The 8,473-nt window shown below is 40.6% G+C and carries 8 protein-coding genes; 7 read left to right on the top strand and 1 reads right to left on the bottom strand.

Features of this window, described 5'->3' with window-relative positions; all coding sequences use genetic code 11:
- The coding region (locus PLK24_RS05435; RefSeq protein ID WP_324477047.1) for a glycoside hydrolase family 3 protein at positions 1-1,462 on the bottom strand (1,462 nt) is incomplete at its 3' end.
- A gap of 110 nt (positions 1,463-1,572) precedes the next feature.
- Between PLK24_RS05435 and PLK24_RS05430 the strand changes: the two genes are divergently transcribed.
- The 7 genes from PLK24_RS05430 to PLK24_RS05400 all read left to right on the top strand — a co-directional run bounded on the left by PLK24_RS05430 (position 1,573) and on the right by PLK24_RS05400 (position 8,405).
- Positions 1,573-2,748 carry an ROK family transcriptional regulator gene (locus tag PLK24_RS05430; protein ID WP_324477045.1) on the top strand — a complete coding sequence of 392 codons (1,176 nt, stop codon included), beginning with the start codon at positions 1,573-1,575 and terminating at the stop codon, positions 2,746-2,748.
- A 13-nt stretch (positions 2,749-2,761) separates the two neighbouring features.
- The gene (locus PLK24_RS05425) at positions 2,762-3,793 is read left to right on the top strand and encodes a Gfo/Idh/MocA family protein (RefSeq protein WP_324477044.1); all 1,032 of its coding nucleotides are present in this window, start codon (positions 2,762-2,764) and stop codon (positions 3,791-3,793) included.
- A gap of 22 nt (positions 3,794-3,815) precedes the next feature.
- The gene (locus PLK24_RS05420) at positions 3,816-4,601 is read left to right on the top strand and encodes an SDR family NAD(P)-dependent oxidoreductase (RefSeq protein ID WP_324477042.1); all 786 of its coding nucleotides are present in this window, start codon (positions 3,816-3,818) and stop codon (positions 4,599-4,601) included.
- A gap of 102 nt (positions 4,602-4,703) precedes the next feature.
- Positions 4,704-6,038 carry an ABC transporter substrate-binding protein gene (locus PLK24_RS05415; protein WP_324477040.1) on the top strand — a complete coding sequence of 445 codons (1,335 nt, stop codon included), beginning with the start codon at positions 4,704-4,706 and terminating at the stop codon, positions 6,036-6,038.
- Between the two features lie 50 nt (positions 6,039-6,088).
- Positions 6,089-6,970 (top strand): carbohydrate ABC transporter permease, encoded by an 882-nt coding sequence (locus tag PLK24_RS05410; protein ID WP_324477038.1) that lies wholly within the window; start codon positions 6,089-6,091, stop codon positions 6,968-6,970.
- Positions 6,971-7,813, top strand: a complete 843-nt coding sequence (locus PLK24_RS05405) for a carbohydrate ABC transporter permease (protein ID WP_324477036.1) — start codon at positions 6,971-6,973, stop codon at positions 7,811-7,813.
- 91 nt (positions 7,814-7,904) lie between these two features.
- Positions 7,905-8,405, top strand: coding sequence for an ECF transporter S component (locus PLK24_RS05400; RefSeq protein ID WP_324477034.1), 501 nt, complete (start codon positions 7,905-7,907; stop codon positions 8,403-8,405).
- Positions 8,406-8,473 lie beyond the last annotated feature (68 nt).

Raw genomic sequence — 8,473 nt, 5'->3', positions numbered from 1 at the left:
TTTTTTGAAGATTGGTTTCAAAATCCGCTCCGGGAAGTGGATAATCTTCAGTCACTGCAATGAAGGAATTAGCTGATAGTAATGGCACGGGAATAGCTTCGTCCTTCAAATCTTCATAGTGATAAACTTTGATATCAACACCTAACCGAATGAGTTCATTTTGAAAGATATCAAATGCCGGTTCCGATTGGTTAGGGCCAATACCTCTGGTGTGAGAGAGAATAGCATAGGCATCGCGTGGGACACAATTAATGATAATAAGTGGTTGATTTAAATTTATTGGCCATAATTGTGAACGATCCCGTAAAACTGTGATTGCCGAAGACGCCGCTTCAAGAGCCACTGATACATGATTACTCAATCCAAACTGTGGTTTTAAATCAAATGTCTTCGATGGAACAGGGAAAATCCCTTTATTGAATTTCAGTGTTAAAATTCTTCCTGAAGCCTCATCTAATCTTTCAGGAGTTATCCTTCCTGATTTTACCGCTTGAATGACACTCTGGATAAGCGTCATGTGCTGTTCGATATAAATTGAGGAATTATGGTCGTAATGTTCTTCGGCTAGCATGATCATGTCAACTCCAGCTTGAATGGCCTTGATGGTGGCTTCATCGGAAGGGTAATTTTTCTTTATAGCTCCCATATTCATACTATCGGTGAGAACTACCCCATTAAAACCCATTTTTTTCCGAAGAAGATGGCCCATAATCAAGGGGGATAAAGTGGCAGGATTAATGGAATCGATTTGTGGAAAAAGGATATGGGAGGTCATGACCATGTCGACCCCACCATCAATCCCTCGCTGAAAAGGATAAAGGTCCTCTTGTTCTAATTGTCTGAAATTTTTATTCACTGTAGGAAGACTACGATGGCTGTCTAAGGAAGTATCTCCATGTCCGGGAAAATGTTTCAAGGTTGTGATTATACCACTGGCATTTGCTCCTTTGACTGCAGCTTCAACCTGTTCAGCTACTCTTTCTGGATATTCACCGAAGGATCGCATACCGATGATGGCATTTTGTGGATTGGAATAGCAGTCAGCGCAGGGGGCAAAAATGGCATTGAAGCCAAATGAGAGCATTTCTTTCCCAAAAATATTGTATATTTTATGAGTCAACTCAGGTTTTCCAGCTGCACCTAAAGCCAAATTACCTGGCCCGGTTGTGCTGTACGGAACCAGTACCCCCCAGGTTCCTTCGTGGTCAACTCCTAAGATGAGAGGAATTTGATATGAAGTATTTTGAGTAAGTTTCTGGAGTGATTGAGTTAATTCTTTAGCCTCTTCAGGATTGGAGGCATTTTCCTGACTCAAATAACAGCCACCTAAGCCATAATCTACAATAAGTGGTGTTATCGGGTTAAGATTGTTGCCAGCAAAAGCTAAAAGAAATAATTGTCCAACTTTTTCCTCAAGAGTAAGAGATTTCAGAAGAGACTGGATTAGCGGTGGGAAATTCATGCTCATCCTCCCCAACAATATTTTGTCAATTATAACATTCTTTTCCGTTGACATTAATTCAATTTATTGGCTAAAATATTAATAGTTCGTTCTCGAATCGAACAAATGTTATGATGATGACTACTCTAACCAGTTCTCGAATTAATGATATCCATAAGAAAATGGTTTTCCGGTATATCTGGGAAAAAGAACAGGCATCACGAACCCAGATACGGTCGCACTTTGGATTTAGTAAATCGACGGTATCGGGTATTATTCGTGACTTAATTGAGCAGAGCTTAATTGTTGAAAATGGCCAGGAAGATGCTCCCCTGGGGAGAAAACCCGAGCTTCTCACAGTTAATCCACATGGGCCGATGATTCTCAGTGTTCTTCTTAAAGACTTAGGAGATGTTGAAGTTGCTGTTGTTGACCTCAAAGGAACCATTCTTAGTCGTGAATCCTTGACTTTATTAACCAAAGAACCTCCTCAGGCAGCAGTTGGTGAGATTGCTTGGTTTGTGAATGCAGCCCTTGCAAAATTTCCCCATACAACCTGTCTCGGTATCGGTTTAGGGGCTCCGGGAATAGTCAACCATAGTTCGGGAATTATTGAATATTCAGCCCATTTTGGATGGAAAGGAATTCCAATTGGTTCAATGCTCTCGGCTGGAGTGGCTCAAGAATTCCCTATTTTAGTTGATAATCGAACCACTGCAGCCACCTTAGGTGAAATGTGGTTCGGAAGTGGAAAAAATTCTCGAAATCTTATCTGTATCAACTGCGGTGAGGCGATAGGAGCAGGAATTGTCATTGAGGGGAAAATATATCGGGGTTTTTTAGATGGCGTTGGAGAAATCGGCCATATTCCTTTGATCCCAAATGGAAATCTTTGTTTTTGCGGGAAAACTGGCTGTGTTGAATCGATGGTTTCACTTCCAGCCTTGATGAAACGAATGGGAAGGAAATATACCGGAGAAGATGATGCGACTCGGATACTACGGAATGAAATTGGGAAACCCTCGATAAAGGAAATGACTTTGGAAGCCTATTCCACCTTAGGGGAAATAGCTGTAATCCTTACTAATATTTTAGCTCCCGAGAAGATAATTTTTACCGGAGGGCTCACTCGGATCGAGCCCGAGGAAATGTTAAGCTCGGTCCAACAAAAAGTCCAAGAAAAAGCTCTGGAACCTTTAGCGCGCAATATTCAATTAGAATTGAGTAGTTTTCATCAGGAAACCGAACCGCTTTGGGGAGCCTCTCTGGTAATGGAAAATATATTTAGTTTAGAAATAATCCGTTGATGGAGGGTTTAGGATGGAAAAAATTGGTTTTGGTGTAATTGGTGCTGGAATCTGGGGAAATTCTCATGCATGGATTTATTCAACTGAACCATATTCAGAGCTGATCGCAGTGTGCGATAAGGTTGAGGAGAAAGCTAAAGCCCTGGCGGAAAAATATCATGCCCGGTGTTGGTACACTGATCTAGAAAAAATGTTAAAAGATCCCGAAATACAAGCCGTCGGGATTGCAACACCCGACTTTGCCCATCAAGAACCTTTTATTGCTGCTTGCCAAGCAGGTAAGCATATTCTTTTGGAAAAACCACTAGCGACCACTCATGAGGACTTAAAACTCATGAAGACTGCCTATGAAAAATCAGGAGTACGAGCCATGGTTGATTTCCACGCTCGTTGGAATCCACCTTTGGTCGTTGCCAAAAACAATATTGACCAGGGAACCATCGGTGAGATAATTTCCATGTACTACCGTTTGAATGATACCATTTATGTTCCCACCCAGATGTTATCCTGGGCCGAAAAGTCATCCATCCTTTGGTTTTTAGGGAGTCATACGGTTGATACCCTTCGATTTCTTTCCGGAAAAGAGGTTAAGAGGGTATATTCAGTTTCCCGATCTGAGGTCTTAGTTAAATTGGGAGTAAATATTCCCGATATTTATCAAAGTGTTTTAGAAATGGAAGACGGGATTATTGCCAGCATTGAAAACAACTGGATTGTCCCAAATTCCCATCCCAACTGGAATGATATAAAACTGAATATTTTGGGGAGCAAAGGGATGTTCAATATGGATCTGACCAATAACCAAGCCATTGAGCGCTATCTCCCCGAAAAGAGTGATCATCCTGATATCTTGGTAATGCCCACGATCCATGGTAAGCCGAGTGGTTTTGCTCATGAAAGCATTCGGGATTTTATTCATAGATTAAGGACTGGTGAGAAGTTTATTGTCGACTTTGAAGATGGATACCGGGTCAGCAAGGTTATTCTCGCCATTATGGAATCAGCAAAAATCCGGATGCCGGTTGAGGTTAATTATAATTCTTAGTTCTTAGTCAGGAGGGATTCGAATGCATGATAATGCCATAAAAATATTTGATTTAAGTGGAAAGATAGCTTTGATAACTGGAGCGAGTAAAGGTTTAGGGAAAGCATTTGCTACCGCTTTAGCTGAAGCCGGAGCCACACCAATTTTAGTAGCGAGAAATCAATCGGAACTGGAGAAAACTGGCAAGGAAATTGCTCAGATTAATCCGCAATGTACTTGGTATGCAGTAGATATAACTAAAGAAGCTGAAATTGAAAAAGTTGTGAATAAAATAATTGATCAGTTCGGAAAGATCGATATATTAGTAAACAATGCTGCCACTGGTCGAATTAATCTCCCTCCAGAAAAAACCAGTTTAGAACAATGGAATTTCGTTATCGATACCAATCTCACCGGTATGTTTATTTGTTCCAGGGCGGTGGGGAAGGAAATGATTAAACGAAGAAAAGGAAAGATAATCAATTTGGCTTCGATTTCAGGGTCAATTATCAACAAGGGAGTACATGGTGGATCCTATGATGTTTCAAAATCAGCAATCGCTGCCTTAACCAGGGCTTTGGCTGTTGAGTGGGCTCCTTATAACATTAACGTCAATGCAATTGCTCCCGGATATTTCCTGACTGAACCGAATATCAAGTTTTTTGAAGCCGACCAGGATTTTTATCACCAGGTGGTGGAGATGGTTCCTTTAAAGCGAATTGGGAATCCTAATGAACTCAAGGGAACCGTCATATATTTAGCATCGGAAGCTTCTAACTTTATGACGGGATCAATTGTCGTTGTTGATGGAGGATACACTTTGTGGTAGGGGAAAAGATATAAAGAAAACAAAAGGGAGGTGATGGCATAGCTTTTTATGGGTCACATTTTTTATTTATCAGATAATAGTTGAAGAAGGGGGATAAGTGAAATGCGTAAATTTATCATTCCATTAATAATCTTGTTGGTTTTTTCATTGGCAAGTGTTGTTTTGGCAGAAGTTCCAGCCGAGGTTGCTACCTGGGCAAACATGATTAAAGAGAAATTCGATGGGGCAACCATTACCTGTGCTTTTACCTCGCATCCAACCACTGATGCCATGCAGGCAATGGTTGATGAGTTTACAGAATTGACAGGAATTAAGGTTCGGTGGGATATTATTGAAGAAGGTTTACTCCGCCAGAAACTACTATTAGAACACGAAGCCAAGACTGGTGTCTATGACGTTATACTCATCGATGCTTTCAATATGGCTGAGTATGCACCTAGTGGAGTAGCCCTTGATCTACAGCCACTTCTTGATAATAAAGAAATTACACCTGATTGGTATGATTATGCCGATATCTTGCCGGCCTACCGGGATGGAATTGGGACTTTTAATGGAGTCATCAGTGGAATTCCTGTAGCTGGTGAAACTCGTTATGTTGGTTATCGGACTGATCTTTTTGAAAAATACGGCCAGAAACCTCCCGAATCCATGGATGATTTATTAGCAATGGCCAAGTTTTTCAAAGGGAAGGAAGAAAACCTCTATGGTATAGGGATGCGAGCTCAAAGAGGAATTCATTTTGCTTCCGGTTGGCTGACGGTTATGTACCAACTGGGTGGTCAAATCCTCGACCAAAAAACCTGGGATGTCCTCTTGAATGATCCAAAAACAGTTGCTTCTCTTGAGTACTTTGTGGATCTTTTAAATCAAGGGCCTCCTGATATTGCCGTTTATACCCATGAAGAAGCAGTTTCAGTTTTTACTTCTGGCCGAGCAGCAATGTGGTTTGACTCAACTGCTCTTACTCCTTGGGTTATTGATCCAACCAAATCAGCTATTACTGATAAGGTCGGTTTTGTGCCACCTCCCAGTGGACCAGCCGGTGCTTATGGAGTTTTAGCTGGGTGGAATGTTGGTATCTCCAGTGATGTTGATGCGAAACGGCAGGAAGCCGCTTGGGCGTTCATCATTTGGATGACCAGCAAATATAAAGCGAAAGACTATGTAAAGCTGGGCGGTACCCCAGTACGAGAATCGGTTTATACTGATGAAGAGCTGGTTGCCGCTAACTGGACCTTCCCGATTCAGTTAGAATCTTTAGGCCGAGCAGCTAATTTAGTTAAAGATGGTATGATGTGGTTACCTCCACATCCAAAACTAATGAAAGTTTTAGAAATTGCCGGTTCCTATGGTTCCGACGTGTTAGCTGGACAGATATCTGCCAAAGATGCCATGGATAAAGCCCAAGCTGAATGCGTAAATATTATGGCTGAATAGGAATTACTATCGGGGAGGGACAATGCCCTCCCCGATCTGGAGAAATATCGATGAAGAATAAAAAGAAAGAACATTATTGGTATTTATTGCCCTCGCTGCTTACTTTGGTGGCGATTGTAATTTTTCCCACTATATTTCTCTGGTATATGGGTTTCACCAATTATGATTTAACGATGGGATGGGAACAACACAAATTAATTGGAATCAAAAATTTTCAGTATCTGGCTTTTGAAGACAAAGATTTTTGGCATTCGATGAAAATTAGCCTCTGGTTTATGGTTTTTACCGTAGTTATTGAATTCGTGTTGGGTTTGGCTATTGCTTTACTTTTTAATCGTCGTATTCGAGGGAAAAGATTGTGGATGTCTTTTTTAATCATACCCATGGTGATCACCCCCACTATTATTTCGCTCATCTGGAAATTGATGCTCAATACCGAATATGGCGTTCTTAATTATATTCTTTCTTTATTTTCTATTGCGAAAATTAACTGGTTAGGATATGAAAACGCTCTCTGGTCAGTCATGATGGTTGACATTTGGGAATGGACTCCATTTGTTGCACTTATTCTATATGCCGGTTTACAATCTCTCCCTCAAGAACCCTACGAAGCAGTGGTCGTTGATGGTGCCTCACCTCTGCAAATTTTTTATTATCTTACCCTTCCTCTTTTAAAGCCGATGATTTTTATTGCTATTTTACTTCGTTCCATAGACTCTTTAAAAATCTTTGATATTGTCTATGGTTTGACTCAAGGAGGGCCGGGAAATGCCACTGAGTTAATGAGTATGCATATCTATCGACTCGGTTTTCGACATACCAACTGGATAGGACGAGCATCGGCGAATGCTATGGTTTTGCTGGTTATCATTACAATATTGACGAATATTTTGCTTCGGATAATGAGAAGAGGAACCAGGGAGGAGTTTTAGATGTCACCATTAATGAATTACACAAGACGAAGAAAGGTCAAAAATATTATTTTAGATCTTCTTATTGCCTTGGTGGTTATTATCTGTGTTTTTCCTTTTGTCTGGATGTTTATGACATCAATAAAAACTCGGGTACAGACCATTGATCCTTCGATTTGGTTTTTCCAACCCACTCTCGAAAACTATCGGGCAATATTTCAAAAACGGGATATGTTTATGTATATCAACAATAGTATCATTGTGGTGTTATTTACTACCTTGGTTTCTGTAGCATTAGGCACTTTTGCTGCCTATGGGTTGGCTCGTTTTCAGTTCAATAGAAAAGAAGATATAGCCTATTGGGTTCTTTCACTCCGTATGTTACCACCGATGGCAGTGGTTATACCCTTTTTCCTTCTGGGGCGTTTTATTGGACTTCTTGATACCCATCTCCTTCTCATTATTGTGTATTTAAGTTTTAATATTCCTTTTACTATTTGGATGATGCGAGGGTTTATTGAAGATATTCCTCGTGAGCTGGAAGAGGCGGCTTGGGTGGATGGCTGTTCAAGGTTTCAAGCTATACGACGGATTATTTTCCCACTCATTGCTCCGGGGGTTGCTGCCACTTCCATTTTTTGTGTCATTCAATCCTGGAACGAATTTTCTCTGGCTTTTTTTCTAACTAGCTTTAACGCTCGAACCATACCAACAACAGTAACTTTTTTCCTATCAGTTCTTGGTGTAATATGGGGGGAAATGGCGGCGGTGGGAATAGTTGCTACCATTCCGGTGCTCATTTTTGCCTTGATAGTTCAAAAATATCTAGTTCGTGGTCTTACCTTTGGTGCTATTAAAAGCTAACCGCTCTATAAAAGATTAATGTACCTTGAAATGGGATTTCCCCAGGAATAGAATAATAAGAGCTAAAGAATTTCTTTAAGGTGGAGATGGAATGAAAACCACGAAATTAATCGCCTATTCCGGGTTGTCAGTGGCAGTAGTCACCGTAGTTACCATGGTGGTGCAAATACCGATACCGCAAACCAAGGGGTATATTAATCTTGGTGATGCGGTTATTTTGGTTTTTGCTATGCTTTTTGGTGCCAAGATTGGGATGATCGGCGGTGGGTTGGGTTCAGCTTTGGCTGATATTCTTACTGGCTATGCTCACTGGGCACCATTTACTCTTATTATCAAAGGAATAGAAGGGCTAATCGTTGGTTTTTTTGCTTCGAAAGATATGAGTGCCGGAAAAAGAGTTCCCATTCTTATTCTTGCGGTTTTAGAAATGGTTTTTGGTTATTTTTTGGTTGGAACACGTCTCTATGGCATGGGAGCAGCTTTGTTTGAAATACAGGGAAACTTGATACAAGCCGGAAGTGCCGTTATCATCTCACTTTTACTGTTTTATGCGATAAAAAGAGTTGAGAAGGTCTATACTCGAGATGTATAAAGAAGGCATTAAATAAAGGGATTTTCCCAACGGGATAATCCCTTTATTTTTTATGAAAATTATTTTTT

This window comes from Atribacter sp. (assembly GCF_035418125.1).
GTDB classification, from domain to species: domain Bacteria; phylum Atribacterota; class Atribacteria; order Atribacterales; family Atribacteraceae; genus Atribacter; species Atribacter allofermentans.
This window is presented reverse-complemented; position numbering and strand designations above follow the sequence as displayed.